This is a genomic window from Xenorhabdus ishibashii (assembly GCF_002632755.1).
GTDB lineage: Bacteria > Pseudomonadota > Gammaproteobacteria > Enterobacterales > Enterobacteriaceae > Xenorhabdus > Xenorhabdus ishibashii.
Map to the genome: position 1 here is coordinate 519,368 of NZ_NJAK01000001.1, position 20,200 is coordinate 539,567.

Below are 20,200 nucleotides of genomic sequence, written 5' to 3' on the forward strand. Positions count from 1 at the left end.
ATAAATGAAAACAGGCCGATTACAATTCGGCCTGTTATGGTATGGTATGAAACATAAAATAAAATTAAACCCTCAATAGTTAAATTAAGCTAAATTACTTAGTGTTCCCAATATTAATACCCTAAGATCTGGAATTAAATTATTATTAAAAAATTGAAATGCTCCATGATTTAATGAAATATTGTACGGGAATTCTAAGCTAGGAAATGTCTGTCGTATCATATAATACAGCCAGTCATTGATATCAAAATGAGAAAATGCGGCTGCGCGCCATAAATTTTCCATCGCATTTATAGTTCCGCCAGTCATTGGATTCAACCCTACTATATGAGATTGCACCATAAAGCGAAGTGTATTGACAGAGGAAACCACACGATCAGGTATATTATTAACCTCTAATATTCCATTTCTAATAAAATGCAGATATAATGTTTCAAATTGTTCACTCGATATATCTAACGGACGTTCAACCCCATTTCCTAATGGAATGATATTATCAAGAATTTCTATACTGGAATTATCTCCTCTTGGTCTAAAGAATGCTCCTCTTAAGTATTCCACTTCTATCTCAGTAGATAATAATCCTCGAGTTTCGAGTCCTACAGTATAAATACCGCTCCCGGCAGGGTTTTCAACGCGCGTGATCCTCCCTTGTCTCATAGCACTCCTAAATGCGATTACATAATCGCTGCTACTACTTATACGTCCTGATCCTTCTCCTGAAAGAGCCAGGTTCATGCCACGCTGCCCTCCTCTTCCACTCAATCCATGACTAAAACTTTCTATCAACTTCCCACCTGCTTTCCTCATTCCCGTCACAATACCGCCAATGGCACCAGCCCCCAGACTCAGCGCCCCAAACCCCAGAGAGATCCATCCAAGCGTTGCCGAAGCACGGGGATTACTGTCTTCTGTGGCAGCACTGGCAATCCCAGTGGCATCGGCAATAAGCCCCGCAATAATGGCCGCATCGCCAGCCAGTGATGCCCCGCCAGTGGGAATGGCCATAGCCAAGCCAACAACCAGCCCGATGACTCCGCCAATAATCCCAAACAGGCTGCCCAGACTCAGATGGCCAGTAGGGTCAATACTATTAATGGGGTCACCGAAGCAGTAGGCATACGTATTGAGCCCTCCTGCACCAAACGGACTCCAGCTATCAGGCGCATTAAAACGCATCAGAACCGGATTATAAGCCCGATAGCCATTACCCAAGTGATAAGTTCCCATCACGGGATCAACTCGTTCACCATTATAAGCCGGAATATCCGAGTTGCGCTCCTCTGCAGCCTGCTGCCCATAAGGCGAATAACGATAACGGGTTTGGGTACCATCATTTTGATGGCTCACCAACACGCTGCTATGGCTGTCAATGCCCAATAAATTCGCATGGGTATCCGTAATGGTCGCAACGAGTCCCTCCTGGGTACGTAAAAACCGCGTCGCCGTGCCACTTTCGCGCAGGATTTCGGCCACGCGCATCGTCCCTCGATAATAAAGTTCATGGGTCTTGTCTGTTCCCATCTGCTGCAACACCAGTCGGTTGGTCGCATCATAAGCATAGGTACTGGTAGTGTCACTGAAACTGGCAGAAGTCAGCCGCCCCAGGACATCATAAGTTAAACAACGGCCTGCCTCATCGTGTATCAGGCGACCCGCAGCGTCATACACCAGAGTGATCGTGGCCGGATAATCCGGGTGCGTATGGGTGACGGTATGCAACTGACAGGGATCTGATGGGTTGTAGGTAAATGTCGCTGTATCACAGCTTCCATCATTGAAAGTCGTCACACAAGTGAGGATGTTACCCAAATGATCATAGGTAAAACGCTGACGGATAATACTAAAGCCATAAGCATCACGGGGGCACTCTGAGCCAGTACAGAGATATTCTGTCAGCCAATGACGGGCGGGATCATATGTATAGGTTTCCTGACGTAGCAAGCCAGCACTCTGTGAACGGGTCATGCGTGATGCTATTTGTCCCGTGACTATATAAGTCTGTTCAAGCGTCAGCGTATCCGTTTCTGTCTGGATTTGGCGTTGGATCTCACGCTGAAAATCATCAAAACTGAGCGTGGTAGTTAATGTTTGGTTATGCTGTTTATCGTGGACACGCCAACGCTTGATCCGGCTGGCAGCATCATAGGTCAATACCACATCAATATCAGCATCCTGCGTGGCAATAGGACGGCCAAACTCATCAAAACTGACATGACATTTTTTTCCTGTCACGTCCTCATAGGCGATCAGCCGGCCGACAGGGGAATAAGTATAGTGCGCCTCCCGTGCTGCCCCAGCCTTGGCATCCTCAAAACGGAAAGTTTCCCGCTGCAAACGGCCGGAAGCGGTATATTCCATACGATGCGTAGCCCATTGTGCGGCACTAGCTCCCGTCATCATTCCAGTCTTGGGATCATAGGTAAAGCGCTGCTGTATCTCCCCCGCCTCCACCTGTGTCAAGGCATGACCAAGCAAGGGCTCATAGGTATACCTCGTCGTTTGTCCCAACGGATCAGTGACCTCGCTGGGATAGGGGTTTTTCCCCTGATAGGACGAACGGTAGGTACGCCCGCCACTGGTGGTTGAAATCAGGCGGTGCAGACTGTCGAAGCAACGAGTCCCCAATACCTCATTGTCCACTTCAATTTGCGTCACTAAACTGTCTGCCGTGAACGGGGCATAGGATTTTCGGACAACGGTGCCATCACTATGACTCATCGTCAACATTCGCCCCAATAAATCGTAGGTGTACTCGGTTTTCTGCCCCAATGCGTCAAAGGTGGCGCGTAATCGTCCCAGACCATCATAGTGGTGGTGTTGCTGGCTATATTGCTTGCCCTGGCTATCGTAAAGCGTCATCGTGACAGGTTGATGACGTTTATTATATTCCACCGTACAGTGACTAAAAGTTAGCCCCTCAGCCTGCCGGATGATCTGTGCGGTGCGGGTCACCGGATCATAATTGTGTTGGATGCTCCCGCCGATATCTTGGGTAATTCGATGTGGTGTTCCCCAGTCATCATATTCAATACGTTGATGGGAGGAAACCTGAACCACACTGGATGCTTTGTCAGTTCCATTTTCCACGGGCAGCCAGTCATGCCGCGTTTGGGTCACCATACGTCCCCAATTGTCCCTCTCTATTTCAGACATTAACTGCCAGTGCTGATCGGACTGCCCCTTTTCCAATATTTCCTGCTGATAGGCATGCCCCAACCCATTAAAGCGGATACGCGCCAGATTGCCCCACACATCGGTTTTCATTGTCGTCATCGCCCCGATCTCTTCAATGGCATAATCATACTGCACCATTTGGTGATAATCGGTATAGGCATTACTGATATGCTTTGAGATACGTCCAATATCATCATAGACATAATCGGCCGTCCGTTCCTGTGTATCCACTTCACGCCATAACTTGTCGCTGACCCGCGATTGAGTGACCTGAGTCGTGAAGCTAAGCTGATCATGCCCGACCCATTGGGTACTTCTCACCAGAGCCTCATCTTGCAGGGTATAGCTGAATATTTGCTGGTTTGTCCATTTCTTGCCGGCAGCAAGTTCCTCTCCTGATATGGCATATATCGTCTCATCAATACGCTGAATGCGCCCATGATCGGGGGAATTCACATCATTCACATAGCTAGTCTGACTTTCATACAACAACTGGTCGGCACTATACCAGCCCTGATAGGTGCAAATCACAGCATAAGTACTGAGTGTACCTTCGAGTGTAGGTAATGAATCATAACGATAAACCGCTTGATGTATCGGCGCATCATCATAAGCGCCTTCAGGAGAGGATTTGCCCGGTGTGACAGTCTTGGACTTGACAAAACGCACGAAACCATGCGGAGAAGCCGGACAGGCCCCCGCTTCCCCTTTGGCCGGATAATAGACCCAGTCAGTTCGGGTGCCATCCGGGGCAATCTGCATCGTCGGATTACCCGCTTCATCAAATTCAGTCTGGACAACCTCCACGTCAGATACATCATTAAAGCTGATACTTGCCGTTTTCGGCATTTGAAACTGTGAGGGTTGTTCTTCAAACGAATTGCCCACCTGAGCATAATAACCGGTCTTATGTTCCCGCTTACGCCTATTTTGCTCCGTAGTTTCGGAAACCAATAGATGGTATTTATTATACTTTCGGGTAATATGGCGTTGCGTTGTCCCATTGTCCCATCGCTCAGTCGAACCATACTGGTAATCACTCAGGGCACCGTAGAGATAGTCTTCATCCGGATGCCAGCGACCCTGTACCCCGTAACCTAGAAAGTTCGCCACGGTATATTGATAGGTTCGTACAATATCTGGGCCGTGACCGGGCGATTGCGTGTATTTAGTGACATAGGGCAAGGAGGACAAGAAAGCGCCGTCAGGAAACCGGTGCCCGTTAGAATTATAAATCACCTGATCAACCAACCCTGTCGGGGAAACAACCCGTTTCAAAAATCGACTATCTGTGTCATAACCTATCTTCCAAATTAACGCTTTGCCGGTAGTGGTATCTTTCTGAACCTGAGTCACATAGTCGTTAGAGAACAATAATTGAATCTCATAAGCTTCAGTCGTACCTGGCCAGACCGTGAAACGGGTATAACTGCCATGCTCATAGTGCACTTTTAACAACACCCGCCCTGTATCATCCGTGATTGTCGTCAGGAACAGGACTGGACCGAAATCACTATCCCAGTCCAGCTTCAGGGAATGACCAAGGGGGGTAAATATCTGGGTGGGTACTTTGAGGCGATAGGCATTGTCCGGTCCGGTTAATACTTCAACCATGCCAGATTTATGGATCACCCGATAGACATTCTGAGCTAAGTCCTTTTCAAACCGCACAACGTCCTGCTTATACTGTTTCAGATAGACGGTGTCCTCGTACTCATCCACTTTATAACGTTCACCGGTTGAGAGACTTAATAACCGTTGCTGGCTGTCATACTGGGTCAGCCCCAAGGAAAAGCCGATGCCAAACCCCAGGTTGTCGGCATAGAGTGGGTTATACGATAGTGCTATCGTTTGGGTCGGCCCGAGATGATTATTACAGGTTAACTGAGCCACCAACATCGCATAAGTAAACAGGCCAGTACGGGGATCAACGCTACCCATGGCTGCACTTTGAAAATTGTGGGCATGGGAGAAAAAATTATTCTGCATTTTGGCGCCTCTCGTTTTTATTTTATGAAAAATGATTATTCTCGTTTCATAACTGGAGGATGCTCAAGAGAAACTCACTATGATGACTGACAAAACATTATATATTAGAGTAAACATCCTCATTTTTTACGCTGTAGTCCTTTGAGAATCACCATTAAATATCCTTAAGGTGGACTTTTGATTTTTCTTCGTTGTTATCATTCCTTGGCTCAATCAAAAATGTTCCTGAATTTCCATATTGGTCATAAATGTTAATAGTTAAATCTATCCACTGATCCTGTACTATAGGATAATTGGGAATCGTGACACTCATTACAGTAAAACAAATGGTATTAGGTTCCTCTCTAATATCTATAAATAAATCATAATCAATGGGCAGGTCAAACCAATGAGTTTTACCTATGGAAACTGTCTTAAACTTTCCCAGAGACCAAAGAAAATGCGCATAATAACCAGAATAACCTTCAAAGGGCCTATCTTCATGATAAAGCTGATGAGCAATATTAACGTAGTCGTCATCCGGTTCTAATTTTACGATATATCGTTTTCCATACTTATCCTCTAGATTCAGTGCTACTGATACATTATACTGCCTCCATTTAAACCTAGTCTTTTTATCATAAAAATCATTGATTAATTTTTCTTTCCCTATTGCTATATTTTTATTAGAAAACTTATAAATTGTTTCAGCTTTCGAATTAAGCTGGATGAATGAATCATATACTTTTCCATAACCTGACGAGTATTCATGTTCATTTGGTGCCACTACCAATACAGCGATTTGTTTGGTTTCATTTACTGCTTCAGGTGAACAGTATACATAACAGGTTAACCTGCTTAGATTGAGAGCATCCCCATATTCTTCTTTATTATTAGTAAAAGATGAAATTTCTGACGCTATAGCAGGCTTAGGTGTTTTAGTAAATTCATTAGGTTCATATGTGTAACACCATGTAAAATCGTCTTCTTCATTTCTATTCCAGCTAAGTTTTTCTCCTGTATTATAGTCAATAAGCCAAGTATGCATCCAAAATGTATTATCTGGCACTAATACCTGTCTATTTTCAGAATCAGTTCCTTGAATATAAATATCGACAGCCACCCTATTTCTTCCGTTAGCAAAGATGTCGGACTCATTACTTATCTGACGTAGTTTTATCTTCAATTCAGATAGCCCATACCAAGATGAAGGCTGATCGTTATCATGAAAATTGTTCATATATTTTTCCTATAAGTTATATCAAACCATTTCTAAAGTTAGAACCGCTATCAAAACAATGGGTTATTAAAAAAACATAAAAATGAGCACTTGAAATTTATCATTTGACTTATAAATAAAACGCATTATATTAATTAAATTTTTTTAATCACTTAACACTTAGATTCAGATAATAACCACATATGAAAAAATATTTAAATACATTTATATTTTTTCATTGCTTTCCATTAAAAATTGAAGAACGTGCCAGCATAATGACTTTCACAATAACAATATAGCCCAAATATCCAGATTTTCTAGCGAAAAAATAATCTTTATCTTATGTCTGACTTATCTATGCATGACTTAGGTTATAATTTTTCATAACCATAAATATAATTCACCTTCATTACTTCATACAAATAACGGATACATAATTTTATTTAAATAAAAATAAAATCCTGCGATGAGCCACTTTATTTATCACCATTATAATTAGACATAAAGTCAAATTACCCCCATACCATTCTGATAAAAACATAAGAAATTATGTCCAATGCAAATTGAACTTGATATACATTAAACATAATTTATAAAAAAAATATGTATTTTATTCATACCTGATAAATTTCAATTCATAGCATGGGAGCAAGAACATACATTCCTCCCAGAAATATAGAGACGCTATATAGCACTATATATAATATGCGATGTCACTATATCACTGGAGGGAATAAATAAGGCTAACAGAAGATTTGAGATCCTTTGATGAAAGGCCGCAGTAAACATTTATCTACAGCAGAAGAAATGACGTTAGCGATCTCAGCAGATGTTTTTAATACCCTGATTTGCGTAAATAACTCATTCGCTTCATTATACTCTTTGCGCAAATACCCCAGCCATTGTTTGATACGGGCAACGTGATAAAGCCCCGTATCACCTTGCTTTTCCAGATAAGTATATTTTTGCAATAGCTTGAGTACACTACTCCACGGCATCTTTGGTTCGTTATATTTAATGACACGACTCAAATTTGGCATATGCAGGGCACCACGGCCTATCATCACGGCATTACATCCCGTCGTTTTGATACACGCTTGAGCGCTTTGCCAATCCCAAATTTCACCATTGGCAATAACAGAAATAGAAAGGCGACGCCGGATCTCGCCGATCGCCTCCCAATTAATGCGTTCTGCTTTATAACCCTCTTCTTTGGTGCGTCCATGCACAACCAGTTCAGTTGCACCAGCCTGCTGGACGGCATCCGCAATCTCAAATTGGCGTGCAGCAGAATCCCATCCCAAACGTACTTTTACTGTTACCGGCAAATGTGCAGGCACGGCTTCACGCATGGCTTTAGCTCCCTGATAAATGAGTTCGGGATCTTTTAATAAGCTAGCGCCTCCACCACTACCATTTACCGCCTTGGACGGACAACCACAGTTTAAATCGACACCCCATGATCCCAACTCAACCGCCCTGGCCGCATTTTCTGCCAGCCATTCTGGATATTGCCCAAGAAGTTGAACCCTGACGGGCGTTCCCGATGGAGTACGGCTCTGATGATGCAATTCAGGGCACAACCGGTAAAAGGATTTTACCGGCAGTAAGCTGTCAACCACACGCAGGAATTCTGTAATGCACAGGTCATAATCGTTGACTTCACTCAACAATTCTCTAACCAGAGAATCCAAAACACCCTCCATCGGTGCCAGCAAAACGCGCATGGATTATTCTCCTGCTACCGAAGCGCGTGGGTTTTTGTTTGTCTTACGCTGATGGCGTTGACGCGATGGTGCACCTTGATTGCGTGGACGATCACCGCCTTTATTTGCCCGATCTTGATGTTCCTGATTCTGCTTGGTATGGCCTTGTTTGGCACTTTTACGAGAAGAATGATTATCGTGAGAGTGGTTACCACGGCTATTGCGTCCATTGCCATTTCTTCCATTGCTATCTCGTCCATTGCTATTGCGGCCGTTTTGGATAGGTTCGGCCTTGATAGAAGGGTCTGGTTCATAACCCGGAATGGCAATGCGTGGAATTTCCCGCTTTAATAAACGTTCAATGTCTTTCAGGAGCTTGTGTTCATCGACACACACCAGAGATATCGCCTGTCCAGTAGCTTCTGCACGCCCAGTACGGCCAATTCGATGCACATAATCTTCGGCAACATTTGGTAACTCATAGTTGACCACATAGGGCAATTGATCAATATCCAGCCCACGGGCAGCGATATCCGTTGCCACCAATGCACGGATTTTCCCTGTCTTGAAATCAGACAGTGCACGGGTTCTTGCTCCCTGACTCTTGTTACCGTGGATCGCAGCCGCCGCCACACCATCTTTATTCAACTGTTCCGCCAGCCGGTTTGCGCCATGTTTGGTGCGGGTAAATACCAGTACCTGTTGCCAGTTCTGGTTACCTATCATATAAGAGAGCAGTTCACCCTTGCGCTTTTTGTCTACCAAGTGGATTGATTGTTCAATCTGTTCAGAGGCCGAATTACGTCGTGCAACTTCTACGCTTACTGGCTCTTTCAGCAATTTATTGGCGAGACTTTTAATTTCATCAGAGAACGTCGCAGAAAAGAGTAAGTTTTGGCGTTTTGCCGGTAGTTTATTCAATACTCGACGAATATCGTGAATAAAGCCCATGTCCAACATGCGGTCAGCTTCATCTAAAACCAAAATCTCTACGTGAGAAAGATCTACCGCATTTTGGTGCTCCAAATCCAGCAAACGCCCTGGCGTTGCTACCAGAATATCCACACCACCGCGCAATTTCATCATCTGCGGATTGATACTGACCCCGCCGAATACCACAAACGAGCGTAATCTGAGGTATTTACTGTAATTACGTACATTTTCCCCCACCTGAGCCGCCAGTTCTCGCGTCGGCGTTAAAATCAATACCCTGATCGGACGGCGGCCTTTCGACTGAATCGGGGATTCGCTTAAGCGTTGCAGGATAGGCAAGGTAAAACCGGCTGTTTTTCCCGTACCTGTCTGGGCACTGGCCAATAGATCTTTACCGGATAACACAACAGGGATGGCCTGCTGCTGAATAGGGGTAGGTTCCACGTAGCCTTGTTCTTCAACGGCACGCAAAATATCAGCCTTTAAGCCGAGTGACTCAAAATTCATAAATAAGAAATACTCCAGACTTCACCATTCCTGATATCAATTCAGGGGCAGTTTTATGGGAAGAAAAAGACGCGATAACACGCAAAGAAATTATACAAACTGCAATGTACCATAACTGCGGCATTATAACAGATATGTCTTTCTACACAGACTTAAAGAAGCCAATAATCAAGACAAAAAATTGACTCGATTTCATTAGAAGCAGGAATTAGGTCAAAACCGGAAGATTATTTTTTATGGATGTCTATTAAAAAGACAATTTGTGTCAGCTTTACATCAAATGACTTTGGTCTTAAAGTTAATCATACGATTGATATATTTTTCAGCATTTCCGAAAATGCTTTTCACAGGAAAGACATTAACATGGCAGCGAAGACGGCTCAGACATTACGAGGCGAACAAGCCAAACAGCAACTTTTAGAAGCAGCAATAGAAATTTTTGGCAAATCAGGTCTGGACGGAGCCACTACCCGCAACATTGCCCAACATGCACAACAAAATATCGCAGCTATCGCATACTATTTCGGTTCCAAAGAAGGATTATACCTCGCGGTCGTGCAGCATATTGCCGATAAACTCAAAGCAGAGTTTTCCCCTCTTATTGAAGCCATTGATCATTTTTTTGAGAAGACACCGAAACCCTATCCAAAAGCCCCAATATTGGCATTGATTCATCAGGGAATGGTGAGCTATAACCGCCTGATTTTTGAGAAAAGCAGTATCAATATCAGCCGGATCATGTCCCATGAGCAATTGACGCCGACAGAAGCTTACAGTGTCATGCATGAACAGGGGCTGGCTCCCATTTATTCTCGGATGAATAAACTCATCGCTAATTACATCGGTGCTGATGAACGCCAGATTTCAACCCAAATCCACACCCATGCCTTATTGGGTGAAATTCTCTCTTTCCGTCTGGCTCGTGAAGCCTTACTGCGCCAGACAGGATGGGATAATATTGGCGCCAAAGAATACGAATTAATCAATCAGGTTTTATCCCAACACATCAATTTATTGCTTGATGGGTTAAGAAATAAGCTATTTCAGTAATCAGTTAATTTAATGAATAATCAATTTAATAAACTATAAGTAGTACCAGGTATGAAAAACAGACATTAAAAATGTATATACCCAATCGCTCTTAAGCCGTGGCACAACCAACGAAGCCACCACATAAAATAAGTGCGGGTATAAATCGAACAAGGCATAAGGGATAGTATGAACAGTAAAAAGTTTGCTCTTGCCCTATTGGCGCTCATTGTTGTTATCGGTGCAATTGTTGGTATCTACTACTATCAGGAACAAAATAGCAGGGAGCTAACCCTGTATGGCAATGTCGATGTCAGAACAGTCAATCTTAGTTTTCGGGTTGCAGGTAAACTGGCTGAGCTACAAGTGGATGAAGGTGATGTTATTACTGTGGGTCAGACACTTGGCCGCCTTGATAATGCCCCCTTTATTAATGCCTTGAATCAAGCCAAGGCAGCGCGTGATGTCGCCAAGGCAAATCTTGCCAAAGCTGAAACGGGTTATCGAAGTGAAGAAATTGCCCAGGTACGTGCTGAAGTAGCTCAAAAAGAGTCAGCATTCCGTTTTGCCGATAGTTTCCTGAAACGTCAGCAAGGCTTGTGGCAAAGTAAAACCATTTCTGCCAATGAACTGGAAAACGCCAGAACCGCACGCAATCAGGCACTAGCCGCTTACCAGGCGGCAAAAGATAAATTGCGGCAGTTCGAGACGGGTTATCGCATAGAAGAAATTGCGGCAGCAAAAGCTCAGCTTACCCAAGCAGAAGCGACGGTAGCACAAGCTGAACTCAATCTAAACGATACTCAACTCACTGCACCATCGGCAGGAATGGTTCTGACCAGAGCCATTGAGCCAGGCACCATGTTGGCAGCGGGCAACACGGTTTTTATCCTGTCACTCACTCACCCTGTTTGGATCAGAGCCTATATTGATGAGCCTAATCTCAATCAGGCTATCGCCGGACGGGAGGTCCTGATTTATACCGATGGACGAAAAAATCAGCCCTATCATGGCAAAATCGGCTTTGTTTCTCCCACAGCCGAATTTACCCCAAAAAATGTTGAAACACCGGATTTAAGAACAGACTTAGTGTATCGCCTGCGCATCATTGTCCTTGATCCCGATGAGGGACTGAAACAAGGAATGCCCGTCACTTTACGCTTTGCTGAAATAAATAACTAAGGCGATAACATGACCAGTTCAGCTTATACAATAAAACTGAACGGCGTGGAGAAAACGTTTCCAGGATTGGATGTTCCTGCTGTATCCCATCTGCAAGCAGAAATTCAGGGCGGATCAGTGACGGGTCTTGTTGGTCCAGATGGTGCTGGAAAAACCACGCTGATAAGAATGTTAGCCGGATTATTGAAGCCTGATGGCGGCAATATAGCAATTATGGGACTTGATCCCATCAAGGACAGTGTTCAAGTACGTTCTGAACTCGGTTACATGCCACAGAAATTTGGCTTATATGAAGATTTAACTGTAATGGAAAATCTCACTTTATATGCCGATTTGCGTGGTGTACTTGGCGAAGAGCGCAAAGCAACATTTCAGAAATTACTCACCTTCACAGATTTAACCCGTTTTACCGGACGGTTAGCAGGAAAATTGTCCGGTGGCATGAAACAAAAACTGGGGCTTGCTTGTACTTTGTTGGGTAGCCCGAAGGTTTTATTGCTGGATGAACCTGGTGTAGGCGTTGATCCCATCGCTCGTCGTGAATTATGGCAAATGGTTCATGAACTCGCCTCTGATGGCATGCTTATCCTGTGGAGCACCTCTTATTTGGATGAAGCTGAATTGTGTCGTGATGTTTTGCTTATGAACCGAGGTAAGCTGCTCTATCGTGGCCAGCCACAAGATTTAACCCGAAAGATTGCGGGTCGATCTTTTTTGCTTGATGTCAAACAAGATGCGCGGCGCAAAATGTTGCAACATGCCCTCACCTTGCCCCAAGTGACTGATGGTGTCATTCAGGGAAAATATGTTCGCCTGATCTTAAAAGAAGAGGCGGATAAAAATACGTTATGCCAACAAATGGGGTTGCCTGAAGCCAGTCTCTTCGAGGCCGAACCACGTTTCGAAGATGCATTTATCGATTTATTGGGTGGCGGCCCATCCCATCGTTCCGAACTGGCAGAGATAATGCCCCAAATCCCGCCAAACCCAACGGAAACCGTGATAGAAGCCCGTAGCCTGACTAAAAAGTTTGGCGATTTTGCTGCCACTGATCATGTCGATTTTCAGGTGAAACGGGGAGAAATATTCGGCCTATTGGGACCAAATGGAGCCGGAAAATCGACTACCTTCAAAATGATGTGTGGTTTAATGATCCCCACTTCAGGCAAAGCGCTGGTTCTGGATGTGGATTTAAAAACCGGTTCAGGCAAAGCACGCCAACACCTTGGCTATATGGCCCAAAAATTCTCACTTTATGGCAACCTGACGGTTGAGCAAAACCTTAAGTTTTTCTCCGGTGTTTATGGCCTGAAAGGCCGTCATCAGCAAGAAAAGATGGCTGGTATGATCCGAGCGTTCAATCTCAAGCCAATCCTATATCAAAAGACGGATAGCCTGCCGCTTGGATTTAAGCAACGACTTGCCCTTTCCTGCGCATTGATGCACGAACCTGATATTCTGTTTTTGGATGAACCCACTTCGGGTGTTGATCCGTTAACCCGCCGCGAATTTTGGCTACATATCAATGGTATGGTAGACAAAGGAGTTACCGTAATGGTCACAACCCACTTTATGGATGAAGCAGAATATTGTGATCGTATCGGGCTGGTATTTCGAGGCAAATTGATTGCAGCCGGAACCCCTGATGAACTGAAACAACTGGTCGCCACGGATAAGTTCCCTAACCCTTCTATGGAAGATGCTTTTATCGACCTCGTGTTGAACTACGATAAGGAGCCGCAATGAGTCACCCTGAACAAGTAACGTCCCAGCCAGCGGTCAGTTTCTCATGGCGTCGATTGAAAGCTCTCTGTATCAAGGAGACTAAGCAAATTGTCCGTGATCCCAGCAGTGCGTTGATTGCCGTAGTTATCCCTTTGATGTTGCTATTTATTTTTGGTTACGGCATTAATCTGGATTCCAGCAAGCTTCGCCTTGGTATTCTCATGGAGCAACAGAGCGAAGATGCCCGTGAATTGGTGCATGTTTTTACCGGTTCGCCCTATATTGATGCCACCATTAGCGACAACCGCCAGCTCTTAATCAAAAAAATGCAGGAAAACCAAATCCGCGGCATTATCGTCATCCCTGTCAATTTTGATGCCCAACTTGCCCGCACAGATGGCCACGCTCCCATTCAAGTAATTACCGATGGCAGTGAACCTAACACCGCTAATTTTGTGCAGGGCTATACCAAAGGCATCTGGCAAATCTGGTTACAGCAGCGAGGGCAAAATCGTGGGGTTGCAACACCCCCCTTGATTGATACTCAAATCCGCTATTGGTTTAATCCCGCCGCCATTAGCCGCCACTTTCTTATTCCGGGCGCTATTTCAATTATTATGACTGTAGTCGGCGCAATTCTTACCTCACTCGTGGTTGCCCGTGAATGGGAACGTGGAACCATGGAAGCGCTACTTTCAACCCAGGTTACCCGTACCGAATTGCTGCTCGCCAAATTATTGCCCTATCAAATGCTGGGGTCTTTTGTTATGGTACTTTGCATGCTATTCACGGTGTTTGTGCTGGGAGTTCCCTATCGCGGCTCACTTTGGATATTAGCACTCGTCTCCAGCCTTTATCTCGCTACCGCTTTGGGTATGGGATTACTGATTTCCACCCTGACACGTAATCAGTTCAATGCGGCGATGATTTCTCTCAATGCAGCTTTTTTGCCTGCCATTATGTTGTCTGGTTTTGTTTTCGAGATAGACAGTATGCCTGTGCTTATTCAGGCTTCGACTTATGTCATTCCTGCACGTTACTTTGTCAGCAGCCTACAGACGCTCTTTCTGGCGGGGAACATTGGCACTGTATTGATTACAAACCTGCTCTTGCTGATTGCCAGTTCCATCGTCTTTATCGGCCTGACCGCGTGGAAAACCCGTCGACATCTGGATTAAAAAGGAAAGAGCATGTTTTATCGTCTGTATACACTCATCATGAAAGAGTTGCAGTCTCTCTTGAGAGAACCGCAAACACGGAACATTTTGATTTTGACCGTGATTATACAAATGATCCTGTTTCCGTGGGCCGCAACGCTGGAAGTCAAAAACGCCACCATCGCTATTTATAATGAGGATAAAGGACAGGCATCGATTGAGTTAACTCAAAGGCTGGCAAAATCAAAAGCATTTCCTGATGTTATTTTGCTAACCAGTTCGCAGGAGATCCGCCCGACTCTGGATAACCGCAAGGCACTATTACTGGTGCGCTTTCCACAAAATTTCAGTGCCGATCTCGCCAACCATAATCCGACATCAATCCAAATTCTGTTGGATGGGCGTAATTCAAACAGTGCCCAAATCGCAGCCAACTATATCCAGCAGATTGTGATGAATTACCAGAAACAACTGTTGGGAAATGTCCCTAATTTCAATAACAGTGAGCTTATTGTTCGTAACTGGTATAACGCCAATTTGGATTATAAGTGGTTCGTAGTGCCGTCGCTGGTTGCCATGATTACTACGATTGGCGTTCTGATTGTCACAGCGTTGTCAGTCGCCCGTGAGCGGGAACAAGGAACGCTGGATCAGTTGCTGGTTTCTCCACTGGCGACCTGGCAAATTTTCCTTGGCAAGGCCATTCCGGCACTCGTTGTGGCGACGATGCAAGCAAGCATTGTTTTACTGATTGGAACGCTGTTCTATCAAATTCCTTTCGCAGGTTCATTGCTGCTATTTTATGGCTGTATGATGATTTATGGCTTATCCCTAGTGGGTTTCGGTTTGCTGATTTCTGCTGTCTGTTCCACCCAGCAACAAGCATTTATTGGTGTATTTGTGTTTATGATGCCCGCTATTTTGCTTTCTGGTTATATCTCTCCGGTCGAAAACATGCCCGTTTGGTTACAAAACATCACTTGGGTTAACCCAATCCGACATTTTACAGATATTACCAAGCAGATTTATTTGAAAGGGGCTGATTTATCCGTTATTTGGCCAAACTTATGGCCTTTATTGGTGATTACTGCAACAACTGGAGGGATCGCTTATCGGCTATTTCGGAGTAAGATTGCCTGATCAATGTAAAGTGGATCCGATAAGACAACGAACTATTAAAAAACCCTGACAAAGCAGGGTTTTTATATCAAACAATAATTCAATATATCAGTGACTATCGACGATCACCCAAAATACGCAGCAACATCAGGAACAGGTTAATGAAGTCCAGATACAGAGTCAGGGCGCCAGTAATCGAGTATCTGCGCAGGTTCTCTTTATCATTGACATCCAGTTGTTCACCCATCTCTTTCAGTTTTTGGGTATCGTATGCTGTCAAGCCAGCAAAAATGACAACACCGATATAGGTGATTGCCCACATTAACGCTGAGCTTTTCAGCCAGATATTTAGCAAAGAAGCCAGAACAATACCAATTAGCCCCATAAACAGGAAACTACCCAGACCACTCAGGCTACGCTTAGTGGTATAACCATAAAGGCTCAATGCACCGAACATACCCGCTGAAACGACAAATGTACTGGCAATAGAACTGGCGGTGTAAGCTATAAAGATACTGGAAAGTGTCAACCCCGTTAGCATGGAGTACAACATAAACAGCCCTGTCGCCATTGCCCCACTCATTTTATGAACCAAACCAGACAGCACAAATACTAACGCAAGCTGTGCGATGATTAAGCCATAAAAAACAATAGAGCTACTGAAAATGGCGTATAAAATTTCAGGGGTATTTGCCACATACCATGCAACAAATGCGGTTAACAGCAAGCCACAAGTCATCCAACCGTAGACTTGTGCCATGTAAGTTTGTATACCAGAACCAGTTTTCTGGACAATCGAATCATTAGAACGTTGATATCGATCCATGATGATTACCTTTTCATGATAATGTTTAGGGATTAAGAATGTTTAAAAATAAACAATCTATTCAAAAGTTATACATTAGCATAGAACATTAATAAAACCATCCGCCAATTAATGGCAATTTCAGTGACATATTATTTATTTATCCCGTTTTCAAGATAGTCCGCAGAACGAATCACCAAATGCTGTTTTGCCGCCTGATTACCCATTATTGTGACCAGCGATTTACCGCATCCTGGTCGCTCTGCCTTGCCTCTACCCAGCGCTCTCCTTCCACAAGAGACTCTTTTTTCCAAAATGGTGCCTTAGTTTTCAGATAATCCATGATAAATTCAGCCGCCGTAAACGCCATGTTACGGTGAGAACTGGTGACACCAACAAATACAATCTCATCCTTCGGGTACAATTCACCAATACGATGAATAATGCTGACGCGTTGCAATGACCAACGTTGGCGGGCTTCGTCAACAATTTTCTGCAACATTTTTTCTGTCATGCCAGCATAATGTTCCAATACCAGTGCTTTAACGGTGTCCCCTAAATTATGGTTACGAACTTTTCCGATAAAAGTCACAACTGCGCCATCTTCATCACACTGCGAGAGCCATCGATATTCTTCACCAACATCAAATGTCTCCCGTTGAATACTGATCCGCGTATTTTCCATTTTTATCCCCCCGTAACAGGCGGGAAAAAAGCCACTTCATCACCATCATTCAAGGCATGTTCAGCGTGGACAAAAGATTGATTGACAGCAGACAACACTTTGCCTTCTTCCAATGCCAATGCCCATCGTTCTCCCTTTTCAGTCAGGGCATGACGAAGATGCGCTACCGTTGGATATTCATTAGGTAGCTCAAGTGAATCCGTTCCTACCAGCTCACGGACTTGAGCAAAAAATAGTACCGTTATCATGCGATCACCTTAAAATCCCCTGATTTACCGCCACTTTTTTCCAACAAACGCACAGGCCCAATGACCATATCTTTTTGTACCGCTTTGCACATGTCATAAATGGTCAAAGCGGCCACAGATACCGCTGTCAAAGCTTCCATTTCCACACCCGTTTTTCCTGTCAGGCGGCAATAGGATTCGATTCTGACACGATTGTGTTCTGTTTGCGCTTCCAGCCGAACTTCCACTTTACTAAGCAGCAGAGGATGGCACAGCGGGATCAACTCCCACGTCCGCTTCGCCGCCTGAATACCTGCGATACGGGCGGTCGCAAAAACATCTCCTTTGTGGTGATCACCCGCGATAATCATGGCCAAAGTTTCCGCCTGCATTTCAACAAAAGCTTCTGCCCGTGCTTCACGCACTGTTTCTGATTTGGCAGAAATATCCACCATATGCGCTTCACCCGATGTGTTGATATGGGTTAATTGAGACATTCTTTGCTCCTGAAAATAAATCTTGCAACTAAGCTAACCGCCAATAAAAGAAAGGTTCGGGGTGATACCGCTGTCCCCCTGATGTAAAAAGTGGGTTTCACGCTTATGGCGCAACCCACCTTGAATACGTAGTTTCAGGGCATCCAGTGATGCGTCATCAGACAATAAATCACGCAATGGAATGCCCTGTTCGCCAAACAAGCACAAATGAAGATTGCCAATTGCGGATACCCTCAGGCGGTTGCAACTTTGGCAAAAGTCTTTTTCATACGGCATGATAAGGCCAATTTCGCCCTGATAATCGGAGTGGCGGAAAACTTGAGCCGGCCCATCACTGCGCGCACGTTGCTGTTGTTGCCACCCTTTCTGTAGCAATTGACGGCGGATCACTTCTCCAGAAAGATGATGACGATGAAAAATGGCACGACCTTCTCCCGTTTCCATCAATTCAATAAAACGCAACTGGATAGGACGGTGTTTAATCCAATCAAGAAAGGCGGGCAGGTTGGTATCATTCACATTCTTCATCAACACGACATTGACTTTCACTGTGGTGAATCCCGCCTCAAAAGCGGTATCAATGCCACGCATAATCTGGAAAAATTTATCTTGTCCGGTAATAGCGTAAAATTGACGGGGATCTAAACTATCAATACTCACATTAATTGCTGTCAAACCAGCCGATTTCCATTGGGAGACATCCCGTTCCATACGGTAACCATTAGTTGTGACTGCAATTTTTTTGATTTGTGGATTTTCATGAACCGCAGCGATGATGTCGCAAAAATCACGGCGCATGGTAGGTTCCCCCCCGTTAGGCGAATTTTTTCTGTGCCAAGTTCAGCAAATGCTCGGCTGACACGACGAATTTCTGGCAGGGAAAGGAATGATTGATGACCACGAGGCCGGTATCCCTCAGGCAGACAATAGGTGCAACGAAAGTTACACACATCGGTAATAGACAACCTCAAGTAATAGAACTTACGCGAAAATGCATCTACAAGTTGTTCCACAATAACACCTTCCAAGTACGGGAGATACCGGCATTTCTGCCTTGCATCCTGGTGACTCAGGAGCCACGGCCAAAGCATCATATCAATGTGGTATCCATTTGATAGAACAGCGACTTAGACACAGAGGCTAGGAGTTAATATCAGTTAAATTTTTATATGAATATAGGTGCGAGCAGCGATGTGCTTGCCGAAAATTCTAACGCTTAAGGTAACAAAAAGCGAATGTCATATTCGATATATATCTTATTACACAACGAGTTAGCTAATTGTTATAACAACCGTCTCCTGCGATATTTCTAAGCTAACCCGAATTCTGCTTAAGCCATCATTGGAACAGCGTCTTCTGAGTAGAAAACTTTCAGTGATGGTTTTTTCAATTTAAGGCAGTAAGCGATCAGTCCACCTAAAACGGTCAACATAAATCCTCTTATACTTCGGTGGCGAGAGTGCTCTATCTGAGAAATTAATTTTAATTGTCCATTAATCGTTTCAATGATAAAACGCTTTTTTAACATTATCTTATCCCACTCAGCTTGCATACGGGCTTTCATGTTACGCCGTTTTTTCGTGATGAAAGTGACACCGCTGTTGGCTAAATCGTCCGCCAATTCCTGACTCAGATAACCTTTATCGCCGTAAAGAGAACCCATTAATTCTGTGGTTAATTCGCGAACCGGTTCCCGATCATCCACATTACCGGCCGTGACTTTAAGCGCGAGAATTTCCCCCTGATGATTGACAACCAAGTGTAATTTGAAACCATAAAACCATCCCATTGAATTTTTTCCACGCTGTGCGATCCCCGCAAAGACCTTATGTCGAGGGATGCGAATGTTATGGCAGACACTCAAACTGGTGGAATCAATAAAAGCAATGCCTGTGGGTTTCCCTTTTAATTGAGTCAGATAGCTGCATAATGGCACCAAAACGGAAGGGGCAACGCTGATAAAACGGGTATAACTGAGTAAAGTGGCGAAGTCGCGGTGGTGGTATTGCCAAATATGTTTCAAATAAAAATTTTTAAAATCACGGTAATGCGACATATGAAAAAGGATCAAAATGGTCATGATTTCACTGGGATACATATGACCTTGTCGGCGGCGTAAACGATGCCCACTCTCAAGGCAAAATTGTTCCCATTGAGGAATGAAAAAACGGCAAAAATCATCGACATCACAGAAAATTTCAACTAACTTGTCCATAGCCTGTTCCCCCTCGGAGTTGTTTTCGGTGTGCACCAAAACTTTGCTC

General features: G+C 44.3%; 14 protein-coding genes, 1 pseudogene and 1 riboswitch. Of the genes and pseudogenes, 5 read left to right on the top strand and 10 right to left on the bottom strand.

Annotation, left to right across the window (positions count from 1 at the left end; all coding sequences use genetic code 11):
- Positions 1-84: 84 nt before the first annotated feature.
- The 4 genes from Xish_RS02450 to rhlE form a co-directional block, all read right to left on the bottom strand.
- A complete protein-coding gene (locus Xish_RS02450; RefSeq protein WP_099116556.1) occupies positions 85-5,166 on the bottom strand; it encodes an RHS repeat domain-containing protein in 5,082 nt (1,693 codons plus the stop codon).
- A gap of 154 nt (positions 5,167-5,320) precedes the next feature.
- Positions 5,321-6,385, bottom strand: a complete 1,065-nt coding sequence (locus Xish_RS02455; protein ID WP_099116557.1) for a hypothetical protein — start codon at positions 6,383-6,385, stop codon at positions 5,321-5,323.
- A 722-nt stretch (positions 6,386-7,107) separates the two neighbouring features.
- Positions 7,108-8,091 (bottom strand): tRNA dihydrouridine(16) synthase DusC, encoded by a 984-nt coding sequence (gene dusC / locus Xish_RS02460; RefSeq protein ID WP_099116558.1) that lies wholly within the window; start codon positions 8,089-8,091, stop codon positions 7,108-7,110.
- Positions 8,092-8,094: 3 nt separating this feature from the next.
- Complete coding sequence (gene rhlE / locus Xish_RS02465; RefSeq protein WP_099116559.1) at positions 8,095-9,510, bottom strand: ATP-dependent RNA helicase RhlE; 1,416 nt, start codon at positions 9,508-9,510, stop codon at positions 8,095-8,097.
- A gap of 363 nt (positions 9,511-9,873) precedes the next feature.
- Here rhlE and Xish_RS02470 point away from each other — a divergent pair, with 363 nt between their 5' ends.
- The 5 genes from Xish_RS02470 to Xish_RS02490 all read left to right on the top strand — a co-directional run bounded on the left by Xish_RS02470 (position 9,874) and on the right by Xish_RS02490 (position 15,743).
- Positions 9,874-10,560 (top strand): transcriptional regulator, encoded by a 687-nt coding sequence (locus Xish_RS02470; RefSeq protein ID WP_099118640.1) that lies wholly within the window; start codon positions 9,874-9,876, stop codon positions 10,558-10,560.
- A 168-nt stretch (positions 10,561-10,728) separates the two neighbouring features.
- A complete protein-coding gene (hlyD, locus tag Xish_RS02475) occupies positions 10,729-11,721 on the top strand; it encodes a secretion protein HlyD (protein WP_099116560.1) in 993 nt (330 codons plus the stop codon).
- A gap of 9 nt (positions 11,722-11,730) precedes the next feature.
- Positions 11,731-13,467, top strand: a complete 1,737-nt coding sequence (locus Xish_RS02480) for an ATP-binding cassette domain-containing protein (protein ID WP_099116561.1) — start codon at positions 11,731-11,733, stop codon at positions 13,465-13,467.
- Positions 13,464-14,624, top strand: a complete 1,161-nt coding sequence (locus Xish_RS02485; RefSeq protein WP_099116562.1) for an ABC transporter permease — start codon at positions 13,464-13,466, stop codon at positions 14,622-14,624. Before Xish_RS02480 ends, Xish_RS02485 begins: the two co-directional genes overlap by 4 nt.
- Before the next feature lie 12 nt (positions 14,625-14,636).
- A complete protein-coding gene (locus Xish_RS02490; protein WP_099116563.1) occupies positions 14,637-15,743 on the top strand; it encodes an ABC transporter permease in 1,107 nt (368 codons plus the stop codon).
- Between the two features lie 94 nt (positions 15,744-15,837).
- Here Xish_RS02490 and Xish_RS02495 read toward each other — a convergent pair whose 3' ends face one another.
- The 6 genes and pseudogenes from Xish_RS02495 to Xish_RS02520 form a co-directional block, all read right to left on the bottom strand.
- Positions 15,838-16,548: a Bax inhibitor-1/YccA family protein gene (locus Xish_RS02495; protein WP_099116564.1), complete on the bottom strand. Its 711-nt coding sequence runs from the start codon at positions 16,546-16,548 to the stop codon at positions 15,838-15,840.
- 205 nt (positions 16,549-16,753) lie between these two features.
- A complete protein-coding gene (moaE, locus tag Xish_RS02500; protein WP_099116565.1) occupies positions 16,754-17,212 on the bottom strand; it encodes a molybdopterin synthase catalytic subunit MoaE in 459 nt (152 codons plus the stop codon).
- A 2-nt stretch (positions 17,213-17,214) separates the two neighbouring features.
- Positions 17,215-17,460 carry a molybdopterin synthase sulfur carrier subunit gene (gene moaD, locus Xish_RS02505; protein WP_099116566.1) on the bottom strand — a complete coding sequence of 82 codons (246 nt, stop codon included), beginning with the start codon at positions 17,458-17,460 and terminating at the stop codon, positions 17,215-17,217.
- Positions 17,457-17,936 carry a cyclic pyranopterin monophosphate synthase MoaC gene (moaC, locus tag Xish_RS02510; protein ID WP_099116567.1) on the bottom strand — a complete coding sequence of 160 codons (480 nt, stop codon included), beginning with the start codon at positions 17,934-17,936 and terminating at the stop codon, positions 17,457-17,459. The genes moaD and moaC overlap by 4 nt, the downstream gene beginning before the upstream one ends.
- Positions 17,937-17,969: 33 nt before the next feature.
- Positions 17,970-18,949: pseudogene (gene moaA / locus Xish_RS02515) on the bottom strand (GTP 3',8-cyclase MoaA).
- A riboswitch (molybdenum cofactor riboswitch) is annotated at positions 18,939-19,095 on the bottom strand. It overlaps the preceding pseudogene by 11 nt.
- 171 nt (positions 19,096-19,266) lie before the next feature.
- Positions 19,267-20,151 carry an IS982 family transposase gene (locus tag Xish_RS02520; RefSeq protein WP_099116568.1) on the bottom strand — a complete coding sequence of 295 codons (885 nt, stop codon included), beginning with the start codon at positions 20,149-20,151 and terminating at the stop codon, positions 19,267-19,269.
- Positions 20,152-20,200: the final 49 nt, after the last annotated feature.